Genomic DNA, 21,004 nt, shown 5'->3' with positions numbered 1-21,004 from the left:
GGGTCGCACCGCAGGCGGTGACCACGCCCCCCTGGGTGGTCCGTGTGTGAAGGCTAGTGCTTTGCCGCCGTCCCCGCCAGTGCCGGCTGCAGGGGCGGGAAGCCCGGCCGAGCAAGCCAATTGAAAACCCCGTCTCCATCTATAGCATCAGCACCAATGCGATGGACGAAGGGAACCAGCTTGGCGCAAGGGGTGATCATCACAGGCGTGAAGCGCGTCTGGACGGGTGCAACGCGCCATGGCTAGCCCCGATCCGGTTCGGCCCCTGCTGACGCCACGGCTGGACCTTGTCGAAGCCGATTCAGTCATCGATCTTGAACGGCAGTTGCGGGCCGCCGAACGGCTGCCCGCAGCCGAACTGCAGGCGCGGCAACTGGCGCAGCTGGCCCGGCTGGCGCGCCATTTCGAGCGCCAGTCGCCGGCGTTCCGGCAGCGGCTGCGCTCGGCGCGGCTTTCAGCCAACGCGCTGTCGCGCATGCACGGGTTCAGGTCGCTCGCCCCCATCAGCCGCCGCTGGCTGCAGGATGCCCAGGGCCTGTTCGCCGACTCCCTGCCCGATGGCCACGGCCCCACCCAAACCATGTCGACGTCCGGCTCGACCGGCGAGCCGGTGGTGGTCAGGCGGACGCGTGTCTCCCAACTGCTGTGGACGGCCAATGTGTTGCGCGGGCATCGTTGGCGGCAGACCGATTTCGCGCGGTCGCTGGCCAGCGTGCGCTCGGCCTCGCTGGAGGCGCGCCACCTGCCGAGCTGGGGCCTGCCGGCCGATCTTGTTGCCCGCACCGGGCGCTCCCTGGCCTTGCCTGTGATCTGGGACGCACAGCGACTTCATGCGGCGCTGCGGGAATTCGGGCCCGGCAACTTGGTGACCTATCCCACCACGCTGGCCGCGCTCGTTGATCTGGTGGGGACGCATGGGCCTTTTCTGGCCCCGGATGCGGTCGTGCGCACCGTCGGCGAGACCGTGTCCGACACTCTGCGACAGCGCTGCCTGTCCGTGCTCGGGGTGCGGCTGTGGGACACTTATTCCTCGCAGGAATTCGGCCATATCGCGCATGAGTGCCCGGATCATGATGCTTATCACGTGGCCGGCGAATCCCTGATCGTCGAAGTCCTGCGACCCGATGGCAAACGCTGCGCGCCAGGCGAGATTGGCCAGCTGGTCATCACCGATCTGCACAATTTCGCCACGCCGCTCATCCGCTATGCCATCGGCGACTATGCCGAAGCGGCGGCGCCGTGCCCGTGCGGGCGCGGCACGCTGACACTCAAGCGCATCCTCGGCCGGGAGCGCAACATGCTCGTCAGGCCCGATGGCACCCGCTTCTGGCCCCCGGTCGGCCTGATCGACTATGGCGGGCTGGCCCCTGTCCGCCAGTTTCAATATGTCCAGCACGCACCTGACCGGATGGAGGTGCGGTGTGCCGTGACGCGGCCGGTGACGGCAGCGGAAGAAGCGGCCTTGCGGGCGGAAATCCAGCGCGCGCTCGATTTTCCCTTCGGCGTCAGCTTCACCTGGTTCGATACCGACCTGCCCCGGTCACCTGCGGGCAAGTTCGAGGAGTTCGTGCGCCAATTCTGAGCAGTCCAGCAGTGCTGCCGCACGCGGGAGGCCGTTTCGGGCTCCGCGAGCCAGATCGGGCGCAGCACCTCGGCAAAGTCACCCGGCTTGATGGTCTTGGCCTTCACATCGGCGATCTGTTGCATGTCCGTCGTCCCTCATCTGGCCCCACATCGGGGCGGGGCTTTCACGATACGGGTGGGGACGCCATGAGCAATTATCGTTTCCCGAGAACAACTTGCTGGGAACATCGTCAGGCAATGTGACCTTCAGGACACACCTGGGACGCTATCCGGGCGGCCTTCGACTCCGCCACACATCAGAAGCATGGAGATGACGAGGTTGCCGACCGTTCCGGTTGGCAGCCCCACATCGACAGCGCGAATGGGCGCCGTCAGCCGGCGACGCGCTGCCGGGCCGGGGCCGCCTGAACCATGGTCGTCTGCACGTCATGCTGCAGATTTTCAAACAGATCGCTATGCTTCATGGTGAGGTGAAACCGGCGATCGGCGAGCAAGATGCCCTCAGCGTATTTCTGCTGGTTTGATGAAATCAGTGACGGAATATTCAACACGTCCAGATCAAAATATTCGGCCAATATCTTGAAGCAGGCTCGGCTGCCAACATCCTCATTTAGGAACAGCGCTTCGCCGATGGCCTCACACAGTCGCTGCACATAACCGATCTGGAAGGCCCCGGCCTGCCACTTGCCGAAGAAACTCTTCTTTACATGGGGACCCATGGCCGTCTTCAGCAGCGGCCCCAGCGATTCAGCAATCACGACACTCGGGTCTGTACGCGTACCCATAAGCGACTCCTTACCAGCCCACCTAATAACGGCAGCATGGTTAAGAATCTCACCCATCACCCAGATGATGCTTGTGCGGCGCTGGTCGCGGCGCCCCGCCGTCCGCCAAAGATCAAAAAATTGAGGGGGTTGCTGACGACGCCCGTCAGCAACCCCACATCAACGTGCCAGTACCTAACCGCAGGCTGGCAAGGGAAGCGGCGCCAGCTTACTGCGCCAGCGACCCTTCGCGCGCCAGCTTCTGGCCCTCGTCGGTGGCGAGGAACTTGGCCTGTTCGCCCACATAGGCGCGCACGGCCTCGATCTCGTCCTTGGAGAACCACTTGGCAAAGCTCACCATGCCCTGCTCCTTCAGCAGGCCGCCATGGACCACTTCGGACCACAGCTTGCGGTCGGTGAGCGCGCCGGAGCGCCGCAGATCGGGGACCAGGCCGCTCGACCGCGCCCCGCCACCGTGGCAGATGCCGCAATTGCCTTCATAGATGTCCTTGCCCATCGCGATCTGCGCCGGTGTGAACCGGTCCTTCGGTGGGTTGGCCGGCGCCAGTTCGGGCGACACATAGGTCGGCAGCTTTTCGGTGCCGCCAAGCTTGAAGACCAGCACGCGGCCATTGGGCTGGATGCGCTGCGGGCCATCGGGCAGGCCGCCGGCCATCCCCCACGCCCCGCCGTAACCGGCCATCACCGCCACATACTGGGTGTCACCCACCATGTAGCTGATCGGGCCGGCGCCGATCCCGCGCTGCGCGTTGAACGACCAAAGGGTCTTGCCGGTCCGGGCATCGAAGGCCTGGAAACCGCCCTTGGCATTGCCCTGGAACACCAGGTTGCCCGCGGTGGCCAGCGCGCCGCCATTCCAGGGACCGTCATATTGCACGCGCCAGACTTCCTTCTGGGCCACCGGGTCCCAGGCCACCAGCTGGCCTTTCAGCATGGCACGCGCCGCTCGCGTGGCCTCGAGGGTGTTGGTCGGCGCGTTCAGCGCCCATGCGACGGCGAGGTTCCAGGCGCCCTGCTTGTGCGTGTAGCCATCGTCGGTCTTGTAGGCCCCCGGGATTTCCTGCGCCGGCAGATAGACAAGCCCGGTCTTGGGGCTGAAGGCCATCGGATGCCAATTGTGGGCGCCCAGCGCCGAGGGCGACACCATCGCCATGGTCTTGTCCGGGTAGCGCTGGCCGGCCACCTCGATCGGGCGGCCGGTGGCCATGTCGACGCCGTTGGCCCACGTCTGCGGGACGAAGCCCTTGGCCGAGACGAGCTTGCCGGTTTCCCGGTCGACCACGTAGAAGAAGCCGTTCTTTGGCGCCTGCATCAGCACCTTGCGTGGCTTGCCGTCGATCGGGAGGGTGGCAAGCATGATCGGCTGCGTCTGGGTGAAATCCCAAGTGTCCCCCGGCGTGCCCTGATAATGCCACTTGTACTTGCCGGTGTTGGGATCGAGTGCCACCACCGACGACAGGAAGAGATTGTCCCCCTTGCCGTTGGACCGGATCTGGTGGTTCCACGGCGACCCGTTGCCGACACCGATGTACAGCTGGTCCAGCTCGGCATCGTAAACGATCGCATCCCACACCGTGCCGCCGCCGCCGGCCTGCCAGTATTTGTTGCCGTCCCATGTCGGACTGGCCTTCGCCTTCAGGATCTCGTCCGACGCCTCGCCATCCGGGCCCTTGGCCGGATCACCGGGCACGGTGTAGAAGCGCCACAGCTTCTTGCCGGTCATGGCGTCATAGGCGCTCACGTAACCGCGGACACCAAGCTCGGCACCGCCATTGCCGATGATCACCTTGCCCTTCACCACGCGCGGTGCGCCGGTGATGGTGTAGGGCTGCTTCTGGTCGAACGTCACGGTCGACCATTTCACCTTGCCGGTGGCGGCATCCAGCGCGATCAGGCGGCCGTCGAGCGCGCCAACGAAGATCATGCCGTTCCACGCCGCCACGCCGCGGTTGACCACGTCGCAGCAGGCCGCATGGCCGCGATCCTTCGGCACCTCGGGGTCATAGGTCCACAGCTGCTTGCCGGTCGCCGCATCAAGCGCCACCACCTTGGACCAGGCGGTGGTGGTGTACATCACGCCGTCGATCACCAGCGGCGTGGCTTCCTGGCCGCGATTGGTGTCGACCTCATAGCTCCACGCCAGGCCCAGCCTTTCGACATTTCCCGTGTTGATCTGGTCGAGGTTGGCAAAGCGCTGCTCGGCGTAGGTGCCGCCATGCGTCATCCAGTTCTGGGGCTCGGCCGCGGCCGCCATCAGCCGCTGTGCATCCACCAGCGCCGCGGCGGCCGATGTTGCAGCATCCCCTTGCGAGAACGGCAGCGCCAACAGCCCGGCCACCAGGGCCATGGCGCTAATTCCCTTGGAAACCTTCATTTTTTCCTCCCCGAAGCCATATTTGTTGGCGGCATGTTATCATCAGTCGCCCCCGCTGCAAGTGGCGCTGTGTGGCAGAACGCTGCCGGGAACGGCGAGGCCGGCCGTGGCGCATACGGCCAGATATTTGGCGGTTCGCGCCGTTGTCAGGCAGCCCGGCATCGGGAATTTTGACCGGCTGTGGCGCCGTCCGACGGTCACCCGGGACGGCGCCGGGCAACAAGGGTTTTCTGGCAGGGTTTTCTGGCACCAGCTTCAGGAGCAAGGGCACATGGCGGACGTTCTGGAACGGGAGATGAAGAGCAGCAGCGCCAGCGTGGCGGAGTTCGACGTCGTGATCGTCGGCGCCGGCATTTCCGGCATCGGCAGCGCCTATCACCTGCAGACGCAATGCCCCGACAAGACGTTCGTGGTGCTGGAAGCCAAGCCGGACATCGGCGGCACCTGGCACACCCACCGCTACCCCGGGGTGCGATCCGATTCCGATCTCTACACCTTCGGCTATCGCTTCAAGCCCTGGGTCGGCCCGCCGATCGCCACGGCCGACGAGATCCTTAAGTATCTGCGCAACGTCGTGGCCGAGAATGATCTTGGCCGCGCCATCCGCTTTGGCACCGTCATCACCCGCTGTTCCTGGTCGAGCCAGGAGAATCGCTGGACCATCGAGACACGGCAGGCCGACGGCTCGCCCGGCACCACCTATCGGGCCAAGTTCCTGTGGATGTGCCAGGGCTATTACGATCACGAAAATCCCTACATGCCGGAATGGCCCGGCATGGCGGATTTCAAGGGCCCGATCATCCACGCCCAGAAATGGGACGACAAGATCGATTACACCGGCAAGAAGGTCGTGGTGATCGGTTCGGGCGCCACGGCGGCCACGGTCATCCCGGCGATGGCCGACAAGGCCGCCCATGTCACCATGCTGCAGCGCTCGCCCACCTACTTCAATTGCTATCCCAACCGCAGCGAGCTTGCCGATCGGCTGCGCGCCATCGGTGTGGACGAGGACACGGTGCACCGCTGCGTCCGTCTCGATTACCTCGACCAGCTGAAGGCCCTCGACCGCCGCTCCCGCGAGGAGCCGGAGCAGGTGTTCGAGGACCTGAAGGCCATGATCCGCCAATATGCCGGCGAGGACTTCCAGTTCGAGCCGCATTTCACGCCCAGCTATCGCCCATGGCAACAGCGCCTGGCCTTCATTCCCGACGGCGACATGTTCGAGCGCATCCGCGAGGGCAAGGTGTCCGCCGTCACCGACACCATCGATCATTTCACGCCCACCGGCATCCAGCTCTCGTCCGGCCAGCATCTTGACGCCGACATCGTGGTGGCCGCTACCGGCTTCCGCCTGCTGGTCATGGGCGGCATCGCCTTCGAGGTGGATGGCAAGCCGGTCGACTGGTCGCGCACACCCACCTATCGCGGCATGATGTTCGCCGGCGTTCCCAACATGCTGTGGGTGTTCGGTTATTTCCGCGCTGCGTGGACACTGCGGGTGGATCTGCTTGGCGATTTCGTGTGCCGCCTGCTGCAGCACATGGCATCACGGCAGGCCGGCGAAGTCCGGATCGAAGTGCCGCCGTCGCTGGCCGATCACGAGCTCACCCCCTGGATCGAGGACGACAATTTCAATCCCGGCTATTTGAAGCGGGACCTCGACAAGCTGCCCAAGCGCTTGGGCGACCTGCCGGAATGGCGGCACTCGCAGGATTACTGGCTGGAATCGGAGGATATTCCCTCGATCAACCTCGACGGCGAGGAATTCGTCTACAGCTGAGAAATACCGCCTGCAGCGACCGGCGGCGCACTGGCGCGGTTCCCGCCGCTTGGAACCGCGCCAGCAGGTTCAGCGTCGCCTTTCCGTGTGCTATCGCGCCGGGGGCACGCCCAGTTCGCGGCGCCGGAACTCCAGCGCGCCGATCCCTGACCATCGCTTGAAGGCGCGGCTGAAGCTGGACGGCTCGGCATAGCCCAGCGCAAAGGCCACCATCTCGACACTGTTGCGCCGGTCCGCGAGCATCTGGCGGGCGCGGGCATAGCGGGCATCGTCCACGATGTCGGAAAATCGCGTGCCTTCCTCTGCCAGCCGCCGGTGCAGCGTCCGTTCGGAGAGTGCGAACAATTGTGCAGCTTCGCCCGCGCTGAGCGCCGAGCCATCCCGGCGGATGAGGCGGTCCATCAGCCGGTCCCGGATCGACCCGGTGGTTCTGGCCTGCCCGATCGCCCAGTCGCAGCGTGAGGTGTAGAGGGATTGCAGCTCGTTGTCCGCCAGCGGCAGCGCCATGTGCGCGGCGCCGGGCAGGAACATCCAGCAGGTGCGTTCGGCGTTGAACTCCACCGGACAGGGAAACAGATGCTGCAGCTGCGCCCAATTGGCCGGTGGCGGCGCCTTCACGCGCACCCGTTCCAGCGGCAGTGCGCCACCCATCAGGTCTGCCACCAGCGTGCGGATCGCGCCCAGGTCGCGATGTTCGGTGAAGTCATGGAGGTGCGGAAAATGGTCACTCCAGTTGCCGTTCAGGGCGCAGGACCCATCGGCATTGGCCGCATATTCATAGGTGATCAGCGAATAGGTGAGCGACTGGTAGCGGCAGGCAACCGCCAACGCTTCCCCCAGGGTCGCGGCCGTCATCATGGCCAGGCCCAGCGGGCCATACTTGATCGACCGATAGCGCAGGCCGATGTCGAACCAGATCGTCGCGGCGCCTGCCGTGCAGTCGGCAAAGGCCTGCTGCAGCATGATCTCTTCCTGCACCAGCAGCTCGCCCGCGCAATCATCGAGCTGCATCGGGCGCACGCTGCTGCTGCGGCAGAAGTCAGACCAATCCAGCTTGAATTCGCTGACCAGCGCGCTGCGCATGATGCGCGCGCTCAGGTCCGGCAAGACGGCATGCAGTGCACTGGTGTCCATTGCGTCCACCCGCTCGCTATGTGTGAAACTCCCCACAGAAGCTTATGGGCCCGTGGCCGGATGTGTCAATAAGTTGGCGGTAGCTGTCATGGCGGAGGCCGCCCCACGCCCCTTACTCTGAACGGTAATGTCGGGGATTTTCTGCAAACTTTCCAAATATTTGCTGCCGGCCGCCGCGCGGCATGACGGCGCGGCGGCCGGTGGCGCTCCAGCCATGGTGATGGCGCCCGCTCTTTCCTCCATGCCACAGGATGCCAACCGTGAGTGATCCGTACGTGCTGCCGGAAACCGCCGCCGTGCTTGCCGGCCTTGCCGAACAGCCGGGCCCGCACCTTGCCGACCTGAGTGCTGCTGACATGCGCGCCACCTATCTGCAGATGGGCGCCCTGTTCGACGTACCGGCCGAAGCGCAAGTCACGACAAAGGATTTCGAAGCCGTCGGCTGCCGGATGCGGGCCTATTTTCCGGGGCCGGCAGCTGCTGGTCCGGCCATCCTCTACATGCACGGCGGCGGGTGGGTGATCGGCGATCTCGATACGCACAACCCGTTCTGCTCGCTGCTCGCCGCCGCCACCGGCCTGCGCGTCGTGGCCGTCGATTACCGGATGGCGCCTGAGCATCCGTTTCCCGCCGCCCATGACGATTGCCTCGCCGCTGCCCGGTTCGTGGCCGGCAGCCCGGCCGTGCTTGATGCGCCTGTCACCGGGCTGGCGGTCGCCGGAGACAGCGCCGGCGGCAACCTGGCGCTGTATGTCGCCAGCCGGCTTGGCAGCGGCGTTGTCGCGCAGCTGCTCATCTATCCGCTCGTCGACTGCACCAGCCCCGAACGCGGCTCCTACAAGGATTTTGCCGAAGGCTTCGTGCTCGATCGCAAGCTGATGGACCGGTTCATCACGGATTATCTGCCCAATGCCGCCGACAGGGCCGGGCCGGAAGCCTCGCCCGTGCTGCACCCGTTGCCGGCCGATCTGGCGCCGGCGGTGATCGTGACGGCAGGCCTTGATCCGCTGCGCGACCAGGGCAGGGACCTCGCTGGTCGCATTGCCGCGCTGGGCGTCGAGACACACCTGATCGAAGCCAGCGGCCTCATCCATGGCATCGCCACGATGCGGGGCGCCTTCCCGACCGCGGACCGGATCATGCGCCGCGCCATCAAGCTGTTTTCGGAGACCTTCCAGCACTGAACGGCATCACCACCACTGCTACAAATAACAATATCAGAACAAACAAGAAAATTTCCAGGGGAGAGAAATATGAGGAAGCATTTCCGTTCCATCGTCGCGTCGTCGACGGCTCTGATCGCAATCGCCGCCGCCCAGCCCACATGGGCCGCCGAAGCTGATGGCCAGGCCGTCGCCAACCAGGGTGATGATCAGGAGATCATCGTCACCGCCAACAAGCGCAACGAAAGCATCAGCCGGGTTGGCGTCAGCGTCGCGGCCTTCGACACCAGCATGCTGGAGAACCGCAACATCGTGCAGCTGAACGAGCTGGCACAGTCGGTGCCGTCACTGGCACTGGCGCCGTCCACCCACGGCACGCCGGTGTTCACGCTGCGCGGGGTCGGCTTCAACGCCGACTCGCTCGGCGTCTATCCGGCGGTCAGCGTCTCCAACGACCAGGCACCCATGCCCTTCCCGGTGCTCGCCGGCCATTCCCTGTACGACCTGGAGCGCGTCGAGGTGCTGAAGGGGCCGCAGGGCACGCTGTTCGGCCAGAACTCGACCGGGGGCGCCATCAACTTCGTTGCCGCCAAGCCGACCAAGGACCTGCAGGCCGGCTTCAGCATCGATTATGGCCGCTTCAACGAGGTGCACGGCACCGCCTATGTCAGCGGCCCGATCACCGACACGCTGGGCATGCGCCTGGCTGTCGATGCCGCACACCGCGATGCCTGGCAGTATAACTTCACCCGCCCCGATTCCAACGGCATCCAGAATTATGTGGCCGCCCGCCTGATCACCGTGTGGGAGCCGACCGATCGGCTGCGCCTCGAACTGAACGTCAACGGCTCGGTCGACAATTCGCAGCCGCAGGCGCTGCAGATCATCGCGTCCCTGCCGTCGAACCCGGCGGCGCCGTTCCCCGAGGAACTTAACGCCCCGCTGACGCCGCGCATCCTGCGCGCCGCCAACTGGTCTGCCACCGGCCGCCCGGCCAACGCCAACCAGTCGCAGACGGAGTCGCCGCGACCGCGCGGCAACCGCCAGATCTTCCAGACCTTCCTGCGCGCCGACTATGACGTGGCGGATGACATCACACTGACGTCGATCACCACCTACAACCACCTCTACCAACGGATGTCGTTCGATCTCGACGGCTCGCAGTTCGAGCTGGTCGACAATCCACGCGATGACGGCACGATCGTCGATTTCAACCAGGAACTGCGCCTGTCTAACGCGTCCGCCACCGCGGCCGGTTTCCGCTGGACGGTTGGCGCCAACTACAACTGGAGCAAGGTCAACCAGATCCAGGAAATCACCTACGGCGACAACTCGCTCGCCAGCGTTGGCAACAACCTCATCCACAGCTCGAACGTCGACAACCAGGGCCGGATGCGGACCTACGCCTTCTTCGCGAACGGCGAATATGACGTGGGCGAACAGTTCACGCTGAAGGCCGGCGTCCGCTACACCAACAGTCGCAACCGCAACCGGATGTGCAACAACGACAGCACCGATGCCCAGAACGTGTCGGAACTGTTCACGCTGCTGGGCCAGATCCTGGCCGATACGACGGTGCCTCTGGGCCGCGGCGACTGCTATTCGCTCAACGACCAGAATCTGCCGGGGACGCCGTTCAATTTCACCCTCGCGGAAGACAATGTCTCCTGGCGCGTGGGCGTCGATTACAAGCCGTCGGACACCACGCTGATTTATGCCAACGTCTCGCGTGGCTACAAGGCCGGCGCCTTCCCGGTCATCACCGGTTCCACCCAGTCGGTGTTCCTGCCGGCCAAGCAGGAATCGGTCACCTCCTATGAAGCCGGCTTCAAGACGCGATTTGCGGACAATCTCATCTCGCTCAACGGCGCCGTCTTCTACCAGGATTACCGCGACAAGCAGATCCAGGGCACGGTGAACACCGCGCTCTTCGGCCTGCTGCAGCGGCTCGACAACGTGCCCAAGTCGCACATCTTCGGCGTCGAGGCTGACGTGACGGTGCGGCCGGCCCAGGGCCTGACCCTCACCGGTTCGGCCAGCTACCTGAAGGCCGAGGTCGACGAATATAGCGGCATCACCGTGTTCGGCCAGCAGAAGGACTTCAAGGGCAGCAAGCTGCCGTTCGCGCCCGAATGGACGCTGGTGGGAGACGTCGATTACCGCATCCCAACCAGCTCGGGCGGCGAGTTCTTCGTCGGCGGGACGGTGAATTTCCGCACCGACACGCCGGCCTACATCGCCGGGGACGAACTGCAGATCCCCAACAATGGCGTCAACCGCTGGCTCGACCGCATCCCCTTCAACATCGATGGCTACACGCTGGTCGATGCGCGGGTTGGCTACACCTTCCCGGGCGAAAAGCTCACCGTTTCGGCCTGGGGCAAGAACATCTTCAACGCCTTCAACGTGCAGAACATCATCTCGTACAACAACATCATCACCCAGGCAGTGGGCATGCCGGTCACCTACGGCCTGTCGCTCAGGGTGCGCTGGAACTGATCCGCAGGCCGGGCGTGGGGTGGAGCCGCCGCATGGCGCTTCTTCCCACGCCCGGGCTGGCAGGCACGGGATGGAGATGATGCCCAGCAGTGAAACACTCGGGCCCGGTCAGGCCATCGGCCGCGCCCGGGCCCAGTCGCTTTCGGCGATGCTGCGGCGCAGTGCCCAGCGCCATGGCGAGCGGACCGCAATCATCTGCGGCGACACGACGTGGAGCTACCGGGCGCTTTTCGAGGAGGCCGAACGTCTGGCCGCCGGCCTGCGCCACATCGGGGTGCAGCCCGGGGACCGGGTGGCCATCCTCGCCCGCAACAGCCACGCCTTCATTGCCCTGCGCTTTGCCATAGCCCGGGCCGATGCGGTGCTGGTGCCGATCAACTTCATGCTGACGGCCGAGGACGTGCGCTACATCCTCGAGCATTCGGGGGCCAGGGTGCTGTTTGCCGACGCCACGACCATCGAGACCGCGCGCCGCGGCAGCGCCGGCCTCGTCTCACAGCTGTTCGGCATGGACGGCGAGGCAGCCCCGCCGCCTGCAGGCGTCCCTTCATGGACCAGCCTGCGCCGCGCCGAGCCCATCCCGACCGAAACGCGCGGCGGGGAAGACATCCTCCAGATCGTCTACACCAGCGGCACCGAGTCCCGGCCCAAGGGCGCCATGCTGTCCCACAACAGCGTGCTCTGGCAGTACCAGGGCTGCATCATCGATTGCGAATGGACCAGCGACACCGTGGCCCTCCATGCCATGCCGCTGTTCCACTGCGCCCAGCTCGACGCGATGATCGGGCCGGCACTGCACATCGGCGCGCGCAACATCATCACCGGCACGCCCACTGCGGACAATATCCTGAACCTGCTGGTGCAGCATCGCGCCACCTCTTTCTTCGCGCCGCCGACCATCTGGATCGCGCTGCTGCGGGCGCCGGCCATGGCGCAAGCGGACCTGTCGGCGCTGGTGAAGGGCTATTACGGCGCCTCGATCATGCCGGTCGAAGTCCTGCGCGAGCTCCAGGCCCGGCTGCCGCAGCTGCGCCTTTGGAATCTCTATGGCCAGACCGAGATCGCGCCGGTGGCGACCATCCTGTTCCCTGAGGAACATGGCGCCCGCCTCGGCTCCGCCGGCCGCCCCACGCTGCATGTTGAAACACTGGTCGTCGACGATGCCATGAACCCGGTGGCGCCGGGCGAGATTGGCGAGATCGTGCACCGCTCGCCGCAGCTGCTGACCGGCTATTGGGACAATCCGGAGCGCACGGCGGAGGCGTTTGCGGGCGGCTGGTTTCACAGCGGTGACCTCGGCATCAGCGACGCGGAGGGCTATATCACCGTCGTCGATCGCAAGAAGGACATGATCAAGTCCGGCGGCGAGAATGTCGCCTCGCGCGAGGTGGAGGAAGCGCTCTACCTCCACCCCGCCGTCAGCGAAGTCGCGGTGATCGGTCTGCCCGATCCGAAATGGATCGAGGCCGTCACCGCCATCATCGTGCTGCGCGACGGCATGACGATGACGCAGGCCGACGTGCTTGACCATTGCGCCGCCCATCTGGCCGGCTTCAAGACCCCGAAGAACGTCGTGTTCGTGGACAGCCTGCCGAGGAATGCCAGCGGCAAGATCCTGAAGCGCGAACTGCGCCAGTCGATGCTGGATTCCGCCCGCTGACCCCCCGCCGGCCCCGCGTCAGGCCGCTAGATAGGAGCCGCCGGTCACGAAGATCACCTGCCCCTGGATCATCGCGGCCGACGGGCTGGCCAGATATTCGATCAGGCTGCAGTAATCATCGTCCACAACGTTCCGGCCAGACGGGTTGCTGGCCGCCGATTGCCGCATGATCTCGTCGGTGCGGTCGCCATAGACCTGGCGCAGCGCTTCGGTGTCCACGGCACTGGGCGCCACGCAATTGGCGCGGACGCCCAGCGGCGCCAATTCGGCCGCCAGATAGCGCACCAGGCTTTCGGCCAGCGATTTGCCGGCGCCCACGGCGGCATAGCTGGGGATCACCGTGCGGCTGCCGCGGCTGGACAGGAAGAACACCGTGCTACCCGGCCGGAACAGCGGCAGGGCGGCCTGCACCAGATAGACGATCGCCGTGCCGTTGAGATTGATCGCCTCTGTCAGCAGCTGCGGGTCGGTGGTCAGCAGCGGCTCGGCCACCACCTTCACCGCACAATGCACCAGCTGGTCCAGCCGGTCCGTCCGTGCGGCCACCGCATCGAGCACCGCCTGCGCGCCTGCGGGCGTCCCCACGTCGGCCTGGATCAGATGGCAATGCGCGCCCGCCGCCTCGATCTCGCCCCGAGCGCGTTCGGCGGCCGCCTGGTCTGCCCGATAGTTGAGGAACACATGCGTGCCGGGCTTCGCGAAACGGCGCGCGATGGCCAGACCGATGCCCTTGGTTCCACCGGTGACGAGAATGGCCATGGCAATTGCCTCCGAACAGACGCTGGTGTTCAGGCGTCCTCGCCCATCGAGGACGCCAGGGTCACGCCAAAGCGCTCCAGCATCTGGCCGGCATCGGCACGCAGCGCCGTCCATTCCGGGGTCTGCCCGTCACGTTCGAACGCCGCCTTGTCGGCCCAGCTCATCACCGCGATGCGGTAATAATCCGGCGCTGCACCCTCCAGCCCTTCGGCAAAACGGATGGTCTCGAGCCCGGCAAGATTGGGCAGCGCCCGCGCCAGCGGGGCATGCGTGCCCACATAGGCTTTCTCGAACGCTGCAACATCCTCGGGCTTTGGCGCCGACCACAGGGCCACCAGCTTGAACATGACAATCCTCCCCTGCGGAACTTCCAAAAAAATTCTGGAATTCCAATTGGATATTTCTTCTCTTTGGAGTCCGAGCCTAGCCAACAACCGGTTGCCATGTCAACGACCGGCTGATAACAGCCAAGGGGCTTCCGGGGGGTACTGGAGCTCGATGTCCACTGACAGCCTCATCTATGATCCGCGTGACCCTGGCGTCATCCAGCGGCCGCTCGATGCATTGCTGCGGCTGCAGGATGAAGACCCGGTGCATTGGTCGCCCGTGCTCAAGGGCTGGGTCCTCACCCGCCATGCCGACGTGAAGACCGTGCAGCTCAATCGCGGCATTTCCTCGGACCGTCTGACCCCGTTCTTCGCTGCCCAGCCGGACGCTGGGCAAGACAAGCTGCGCGACCTGATCCGCTATCTCAACACCTGGGTGGCCTTCAAGGATCCGCCAGACCACACGCGCCTGCGCACCCTGCTGAACAAGGTGGTCACCGCCGACGTGATGCGCGACCTCGAAACCGGCATTACCGAGATTGCCGACGATCTCATCGATCGCATCGCCGCCCGCGGTGATGGCCGCTTCGAGTGCATCAGCGAATTTGCCAACCCGCTGCCGGCCAGCGTCATCATGGACCTGCTCGGCGTGCCCCGCACCGACATGGACGCGCTGCGGGACTGGTCGATGCTGCTGCAGCCCTTCCTCGGCAACGCCACCGCGTCCGACGACAAGTACGAACTGGGCCGCACCGGCATTGTGGCCATGGCCGACTATTTCCGCGCCGCTGTCGAGGATCGCCGGCGCACGCCCCGGGCGGACATCATCAGCCATTTCGTTTCGCTGCAGCAGGCTGGCCAGATCAGCGAGGACGAGGTGATCGGCAGTTGCATCCTGTTCCTGTTCGCCGGGCATGAAACCACCACCAACCTGATCGGCAATGGCCTGCGCGCGCTGCTGGCCCACCCCGAAGAGCGGGCCCGTCTCGCCGCCGAGCCTGGCCTGATTGCCAGCGCGGTCGAGGAGATGCTGCGCTATGAAGGGCCCACCGGCGCCGTGGTCCGGGTGGTGAAGGCGCCCATCGATCTGCACGGCAAGACGCTGGGCGTTGGCGACCGGGTGTTCGCCATGGTCAACGCCGCCAACCACGACCCGCGGGTGTTCGAGCAGCCGCACCGGTTTGACATCGGCCGCACGCCCAACCGCCACCTGACCTTCAACCACGGCATCCACTTCTGCCTTGGCGCGCCACTGGCGCGGGCGGAAGCCCGCATCGCCATCGGCCGCCTGCTGGCGCGCTTCCCCGGTCTTGCCATGGAAAGCGACGAGGTCACCTACATGGACACGCTCACCATGCGCGGCGTACGCGACATGTGGATGGTGACCGGCTGATGCGGCCAGCCGTCCCGCCATCGTCCTGAACCGGCTCCGCGATGATCGAACCCGCCTTCGCCAGCCTTGCCAGTATCTGGTCCACCCACGCCCGCTTCGCGCCGGACAGGATCGCGGCGATCTGCGGCAACGATCAGCTGAGCTGGCGCGACTTCGACCGCGGCACCAGCCGGGTGGCCAACGCGCTGCTTGGCCTGGGCGCGGGGCACGATGTGCCGGTCGCGCTGGCCATGCACAATTCGCTGGAGATGCTCCAGGTCATGTTCGGCATTGTCAGGGCCGGTGCCTGCATGGTTCCGCTGAGCGGCATGCTGGCGCCCGCCCAGCTGGCCGGCCTGCTGGCCGACAGCGGCGCCAGGATGATCTTCGTGTCACCATCCTGCCGGGCACTGGTCGAAGCGGCCGACCTGCCCGCCGACATACAGCGCATCGCCCTCGGCTTTGTCGCCGAGGGCTGGCTGGACGGGGATGCGCTGCTCGCCGCCAGCCCTGATACCGACCCGGGTGTGCGCGTCGGGCCGCAGGACCGCTTCAACATCATCTACAGCTCGGGCACCACCGGGCTGCCAAAGGGCATCGTGCAGAACCACGGCGCCCGCACCCATTTCGCCTGGTCGAATGCGCTTGAACTGGGCATGACGCACGACACGGTGGCGCTCGCCACCACGCCGCTCTATTCCAATGGCACGATGTTCATGGTGCTGCCGCCGCTGCTTATGGGCGGCACGACGGTGATCATGGAACAGTTCAGCCCGGCCGCCGCCCTCGCCCTCATCGAGCGGCACGCCGTCACCCATGTCTTCATGGTTCCCACCCAGTGCATCGTCACGCTCGATGATCCGGCCTGCGGTCAGCATGACCTGTCCAGCCTGAAGGCGCTGCTGTCTGCCGGCTCGCCCTTGCGGGCAGACACGCGCGAGGCCGTGATTGCCCGCATCACCCCCAACCTCTACGAGCTCTATGGGTTCAGCGAGGGCTTTGCCACAATGCGCAAGCCGCAGGACCGGCCGGCGCGGCCCGGTTCCGTCGGCCGCCCCGTCATTGGTTTCGACATGCGGATCGTGGGCAGCGACGACGCCGAATGCGCGCCCGGCGAGATCGGCGAGATCGTCGGCAACGGCACGGGCGCCATGACCGGCTATCACAACCGGCCTGATCTCGATGCCGAGATCACCTGGCGCGATCCCCGGGGCCGGCCGTTCATGCGCAGCGGCGATCTCGGCTTTGTCGACGAGGAGGGTTTTCTCCACATCGTCGACCGCAAGAAGGACATGATCCTCTCAGGCGGCTTCAACATCTATCCGGCCGACCTTGAAGCCGTCATCGGCGAGCATCCGGCGGTGCAGGACGTGACCGTGATTGGCGTGCCCCATCCCAAGTGGGGGGAAACGCCGGTTGCCCTTGTCATCCCGCGCGGCCAGCCGGATCCGGATGAACTGCTGGCCTGGGCCAATGCCCGGCTGGCGCGCACCCAGCGGCTGTCGGCGCTCGAACTGCGCACCGAATTTCCCCGCAACGCGCTGGGCAAGGTGCTGAAGCGGGAACTGCGCGCCGCCCTGGACCCTTCGACATGACAGACGTTTATATCGTTGGCAGCTATTCCACCGCGTTCGGCAAGTTTCCCGGCCGATCCCACAAGGATCTTGCCCGCGAGGCCTATCTGGGCGTGCTGGCCGATGCCGGGCTGGCCAATGGCAACGACATCGGCATGGCCTGGTTCGGCAATTGCGGCATGTGGACCGATGGCCAGGGCAGCATCCGCGGGCAGGTCTGCCTGACCCCGCTGGTCCGCGAGGGCCTGTTCCCGGAGCGGGTGCCCGTGATCAACGTGGAGGGCGGCTGTGCGACTGCGTCCATTGCCCTGCACGGCGCCTGGAAGGACATATTGAGCGGCCAGACCGACCTCAGCCTCGCCATGGGCGTCGAGAAAACCTACGCGCCCGATGCCCCGGAGCGCACCCAGCAGCTCTTCGACGGTGGCATCGACCAGTATGACCGTGATGAATGGCTGACCTATTATGCCGACGCCGGAAAGGCGTCCGGCAAGCCGTTCGAACCAGGGCCCGGCCGCACCATCTTCATGGACACCTATGCCATGCAGGCGGCCTGGCACATGCGCACCCATGGCACCACGGAGCGCCAGATCGCCATCGCCTGCGCCAAGAACCACAGCGCTGCCGTCCACAACCCCAAGGCGCAATATCGCTTCGCCCTGACCGCCGACGAGGTGCTGGCCGATCGCCCGATCAGCTGGCCGCTTACCCGCGCCATGTGCGCGCCCATCGGTGATGGCGCCGCTGCCGCGCTGGTCTGCTCGGGCGCCTGGCTGGCCCGCCAGCCCGCTGCCGTCCGCGACCGCGCGGTGCGTATTGCCGCCAGCACCATGACCTCGGGCAAGTATCGCCGCCTCGACGAGCCCGGCCTGTCGAAGCTGGCGGCCGAACGCGCCTACCGGGCTGCCGGTATCACCGCTTCCGATATCGATGTCGCCGAGGTCCACGACGCCACCTCCTTCTGCGAGATCTACCAGAGCGAGATGCTGGGCTTCTGCGGTCCCGGTGAAGGCGGGCGGCTGGCGGAAAGCGGCGCCACCACGCTGGGCGGCAGCATCCCGATCAATCTTTCGGGCGGGCTGGTCAGCAAGGGCCATCCGGTGGGCGCCACCGGTCTGTCGATGATCGACGAACTGATGCTGCAATTGCGCGGAGAAGCCGGCCCCCGCCAGGTGGCGGGTGCCCGCGTCGCTCTGGCAGAAAATGGCGGCGGCGTGATGGGCTTCGACGAAGCCGCCTGCTCGGTGATCATCCTGCAGCGCTGACAGGCCGACCGGATGAGCGCGGTCGCGACGGCCTTCGGCGCCGCGATGGCAGGCCATGTCTTGCGCGGCAGCGACCCTACGCAGTGGTGCGGAATGCGCAGCCCGGCGGCGGCGCCTAGCATCATGGCATGATGCGACCCTTCGTGAAGCGAAGCCGAGCCTTGGCGGTGACTTGGCTGCTGACGGTTGCCGCGCAGGGATGGCCGGGAACGCCGCCCGATATCATGCCGCGCTCTGGTCGCGCCCAGCCTTTCGGGCCGCAGGCCGGTCTGCAGCTGGTGGAGGCGGACCACGCCGCAAGGGTTCCCTTCGGCAGCAAGCCGCCGCTGCAGGAGTCCGACCGAAACTTTCGGCTGAGCCTGCGCTGGCGGGCCAGCGGCTATGACGTCGTCGATACGGACGGAAAGCCGGCCGGCCGCATCGCCGTGCGGCCGCTGCCCGGCACGGCGAAGCTGTTCGTCGCCCAGACCCTGTGGGACGGTGATGCCGCCTTCAGCTACCGCCTTGTGGCCCGCCAATCTGATGGCAGCTTCGTCTATTATCATGACAACGAGGAGTGCGACGCGGTTCAGGCAGCCGAACTGGATCGCATTCTGACCATCGCCCGCGACCGTGCCGCCTGCCGACCGAGCAGCTGGCGCCAGGTTGAAGCGCTGTTGCTCGCCTTCGCCCGCACCGGCCCACAGCCATTTGGCGTTGCCATTCCGCTGCCGCCGCCATGATGGGACGGCCTGCATTAGCGCTGGCGCTCTGGCTTGCCCTCACCGCCGCCACCAGCCCCAGCAGCCTGATGCCCGATGCGGGCACCCGTCCGGTCTTTGGGCTGAAGGCAATGCTGCGGCTGACCGAAGCTGAGGACAATCGTCGCTTGCGGATCGGCCAACCCCCGCATCTCGATCGCAACAGCAGTTTCCTGTGGCGGGTGCGCTGGACGGGCCGTGCGTATGAAGTGCGCGACCGCAACACCAGCGACAACGAAGCGCCGATCGCCCTGATGCGCCTGCGCCCCATTGGCTCGGACCGCCACCTGATGGTTCTCGAACTTGTCGAGCCGGACGCCATCGATGGCCCGCGGTTTGACTATGGCCTGTTGTGGCGCCGCTCGGCCCGCAGCCATATCGGCTATCTGCAGCTGGGACGTAGTGAGTGCGATGCGTTGGGGGCTGACAGTGGCGCAGCCCTTGGCCTGACGTCAGACGACTTCGCAACTTGCACGATGCGCAGCTGGCCCCAGGTGGAGGCGCTGATGCGCGCCTTTGCCGCCACCAACCCGCCGCCGCTGGGTGTCATGCGCTGGCTGCGCGGCGCGCCGCGCTGAATGTCAGGGACCGCCCGTATAGGCAGGCGCGCACGCGGTTCCCATCATTGAGGCATGACAGGCGGGAGCAGGCCAATGCACATCCGACACGACGCGCTGATCCTGGTGGCCGATGGCCAGAAATATCTGTTGCTGCGCAACCAGGGCGATTTCCGCGCGCCGGCCCTGACGGTGGAGGGCGGTGCCGAGCGCAAGGGCGCCCCGGCCCGCGCGATGGGCACAGACAGGCCTGGCCGCAGCTTTGCCAGCACCGGCACCGCGCGCAGCGCGCTGGACGAAACGGATTTCGCCGCCCTGGCCGAGGCGCGCTTTGCCGGCGAGGCTGCGGCCGCCCTTGCCGAGCGCGCCAATGGCAGCAGCGGCGACATCTTCGTCGCCGCCCCGCCCGATACGCTGGCAGAGCTCCGCCGCCGCTACAGCCCCGCCGTGAAGGCGCGGCTGGCCGGCGAACTCGACAAGAATCTGACCGGCCACACGGTGGCGGACATCGCCGCGATCCTGTCCCGCTGAAGGCCGCGCCGCCGTGCGCCTGGCGGTCGGTGACCACCTTGCCCCGCCTTGCAGCCCCTTAGTAAAGTGGCGCTGCAAATGGGGTGGGGGCACACCATGGATCTGCTGAACCGCGAGCTGCTGCTTACGTTGCATCTGCTTGGCATCATCGTCTGGATCGGCTTCGGGCTGTGCGAATACTGGCTGGGGCGGGTGTTCCTGACCCAGGCCGGCAGCCCGGCGGAAGCGCCATTGATCCGCTTCATCTACCGCTGCGACCTGGTGGTGTTCATCGCGACGCTGATCAGCTTTGCGGCCGGAACCGCGATGGCGCTGCTGCTGGGCTGGGGCTTCTTCAACGAACTGTGGCTGGGCATCAAGCAGGGCATCATGTTCACCGTGCTGGCGGTGGTGGGGATCATCCTCCCCCGCGCCTTGCGGTTGGGGACCCTGATCGACGCCCTGCCCGCCGGGCCGGGGCCGGTGACCGCCGAGATCCGAGCGCTCTACCACTGGCTTGATCCCTTCTTTCTGGTGATGCGGGCGCTGGCGGTGGCGGCTGTGGTGCTGGCGGTCTGGCGGCCGGCCTGAGCAGCCGCCTGCGCTCTGGCGCACTGGGCATCCTTGGTCCCGGCCGGTAGTGTCGGCGCCGTGAACCAGATCAACTAGGTTACTGCAGAATGATCGTGCCGGCTGACGCTGCCGTGCTAGGAGGCCTGTTCGCCAGCGCCTTTCTGGCCGGGTCCATTCTGCCGGCCCAGTCGGAAGCCGTGCTGGCGGCACTGCTGCTGGCCGGCCGGCCGGCGGCCTGGCTGCTGGTGCTGGTCGCCACCATCGGCAACGTGGCGGGCGCCGTGCTGAACTATGGGCTGGGCGCCGGTGCCGAGCGCTTCCGCCACCGCCGCTGGTTCCCGCTGTCGGC

Annotated in this window: 17 protein-coding genes and 1 pseudogene; 13 read left to right on the top strand and 5 right to left on the bottom strand. The window is 66.1% G+C overall.

The genetic code is table 11. The features are described from left to right. The first annotated feature begins 238 nt into the window (after positions 1–238). Positions 239–1,582, top strand: coding sequence for a phenylacetate--CoA ligase family protein (locus tag GJV64_RS00905; protein WP_164155416.1), 1,344 nt, complete (start codon positions 239–241; stop codon positions 1,580–1,582). Positions 1,583–1,955: 373 nt separating this feature from the next. On the opposite strand, the gene GJV64_RS00900 is transcribed toward GJV64_RS00905, so the two are convergent. Then, complete coding sequence (locus GJV64_RS00900) at positions 1,956–2,369, bottom strand: hypothetical protein (protein WP_164155415.1); 414 nt, start codon at positions 2,367–2,369, stop codon at positions 1,956–1,958. Between the two features lie 208 nt (positions 2,370–2,577). Continuing rightward, entirely contained in the window at positions 2,578–4,743 is a 2,166-nt protein-coding gene (locus GJV64_RS00895) for a PQQ-dependent dehydrogenase, methanol/ethanol family (protein ID WP_164155414.1), read from the bottom strand. 271 nt (positions 4,744–5,014) lie between these two features. Between GJV64_RS00895 and GJV64_RS00890 the strand changes: the two genes are divergently transcribed. Next, positions 5,015–6,523, top strand: coding sequence for a flavin-containing monooxygenase (locus tag GJV64_RS00890; protein ID WP_235927535.1), 1,509 nt, complete (start codon positions 5,015–5,017; stop codon positions 6,521–6,523). Between the two features lie 90 nt (positions 6,524–6,613). On the opposite strand, the gene GJV64_RS00885 is transcribed toward GJV64_RS00890, so the two are convergent. Then, on the bottom strand, positions 6,614–7,630 hold the full coding sequence (locus GJV64_RS00885) for an AraC family transcriptional regulator (protein ID WP_164155413.1): 1,017 nt from the start codon (positions 7,628–7,630) through the stop codon (positions 6,614–6,616). Positions 7,631–7,917: 287 nt separating this feature from the next. Here GJV64_RS00885 and GJV64_RS00880 point away from each other — a divergent pair, with 287 nt between their 5' ends. The 3 genes from GJV64_RS00880 to GJV64_RS00870 all read left to right on the top strand — a co-directional run bounded on the left by GJV64_RS00880 (position 7,918) and on the right by GJV64_RS00870 (position 12,979). Beyond that, entirely contained in the window at positions 7,918–8,841 is a 924-nt protein-coding gene (locus tag GJV64_RS00880; protein ID WP_164155412.1) for an alpha/beta hydrolase, read from the top strand. A gap of 69 nt (positions 8,842–8,910) precedes the next feature. Beyond that, complete coding sequence (locus GJV64_RS00875; RefSeq protein ID WP_164155411.1) at positions 8,911–11,319, top strand: TonB-dependent receptor; 2,409 nt, start codon at positions 8,911–8,913, stop codon at positions 11,317–11,319. Positions 11,320–11,395: 76 nt separating this feature from the next. Next, positions 11,396–12,979, top strand: coding sequence for a fatty acyl-CoA synthetase (locus GJV64_RS00870; RefSeq protein ID WP_235927534.1), 1,584 nt, complete (start codon positions 11,396–11,398; stop codon positions 12,977–12,979). An 18-nt stretch (positions 12,980–12,997) separates the two neighbouring features. On the opposite strand, the gene GJV64_RS00865 is transcribed toward GJV64_RS00870, so the two are convergent. Further along, positions 12,998–13,738 carry an SDR family oxidoreductase gene (locus GJV64_RS00865; protein WP_164155410.1) on the bottom strand — a complete coding sequence of 247 codons (741 nt, stop codon included), beginning with the start codon at positions 13,736–13,738 and terminating at the stop codon, positions 12,998–13,000. Between the two features lie 29 nt (positions 13,739–13,767). Next, positions 13,768–14,085, bottom strand: coding sequence for an EthD family reductase (locus tag GJV64_RS00860; protein WP_164155409.1), 318 nt, complete (start codon positions 14,083–14,085; stop codon positions 13,768–13,770). A gap of 151 nt (positions 14,086–14,236) precedes the next feature. Here GJV64_RS00860 and GJV64_RS00855 point away from each other — a divergent pair, with 151 nt between their 5' ends. From GJV64_RS00855 to GJV64_RS00820, 8 genes and pseudogenes are all read left to right on the top strand, one after another. After that, on the top strand, positions 14,237–15,457 hold the full coding sequence (locus GJV64_RS00855; RefSeq protein ID WP_164155408.1) for a cytochrome P450: 1,221 nt from the start codon (positions 14,237–14,239) through the stop codon (positions 15,455–15,457). A gap of 41 nt (positions 15,458–15,498) precedes the next feature. Then, positions 15,499–17,031: a class I adenylate-forming enzyme family protein gene (locus GJV64_RS00850; RefSeq protein ID WP_164155407.1), complete on the top strand. Its 1,533-nt coding sequence runs from the start codon at positions 15,499–15,501 to the stop codon at positions 17,029–17,031. Continuing rightward, entirely contained in the window at positions 17,028–18,275 is a 1,248-nt protein-coding gene (locus GJV64_RS00845) for a thiolase family protein (protein ID WP_164155406.1), read from the top strand. The genes GJV64_RS00850 and GJV64_RS00845 overlap by 4 nt, the downstream gene beginning before the upstream one ends. A gap of 224 nt (positions 18,276–18,499) precedes the next feature. Beyond that, positions 18,500–18,997, top strand: coding sequence for a hypothetical protein (locus tag GJV64_RS00840; protein WP_164155405.1), 498 nt, complete (start codon positions 18,500–18,502; stop codon positions 18,995–18,997). After that, positions 18,994–19,593, top strand: coding sequence for a hypothetical protein (locus GJV64_RS00835; RefSeq protein ID WP_164155404.1), 600 nt, complete (start codon positions 18,994–18,996; stop codon positions 19,591–19,593). The genes GJV64_RS00840 and GJV64_RS00835 overlap by 4 nt, the downstream gene beginning before the upstream one ends. 75 nt (positions 19,594–19,668) lie before the next feature. Further along, the gene (locus tag GJV64_RS00830) at positions 19,669–20,103 is read left to right on the top strand and encodes a baeRF12 domain-containing protein (RefSeq protein WP_164155403.1); all 435 of its coding nucleotides are present in this window, start codon (positions 19,669–19,671) and stop codon (positions 20,101–20,103) included. A 96-nt stretch (positions 20,104–20,199) separates the two neighbouring features. Beyond that, a complete protein-coding gene (locus tag GJV64_RS00825; protein ID WP_164155402.1) occupies positions 20,200–20,673 on the top strand; it encodes a hypothetical protein in 474 nt (157 codons plus the stop codon). Positions 20,674–20,762: 89 nt separating this feature from the next. After that, positions 20,763–21,004 (top strand): annotated as a pseudogene (locus GJV64_RS00820) (DedA family protein); the annotation flags it as partial.

Source organism: Sandarakinorhabdus rubra (assembly GCF_010994245.1).
GTDB classification, from domain to species: domain Bacteria; phylum Pseudomonadota; class Alphaproteobacteria; order Sphingomonadales; family Sphingomonadaceae; genus Sandarakinorhabdus; species Sandarakinorhabdus rubra.
This window is presented reverse-complemented; position numbering and strand designations above follow the sequence as displayed.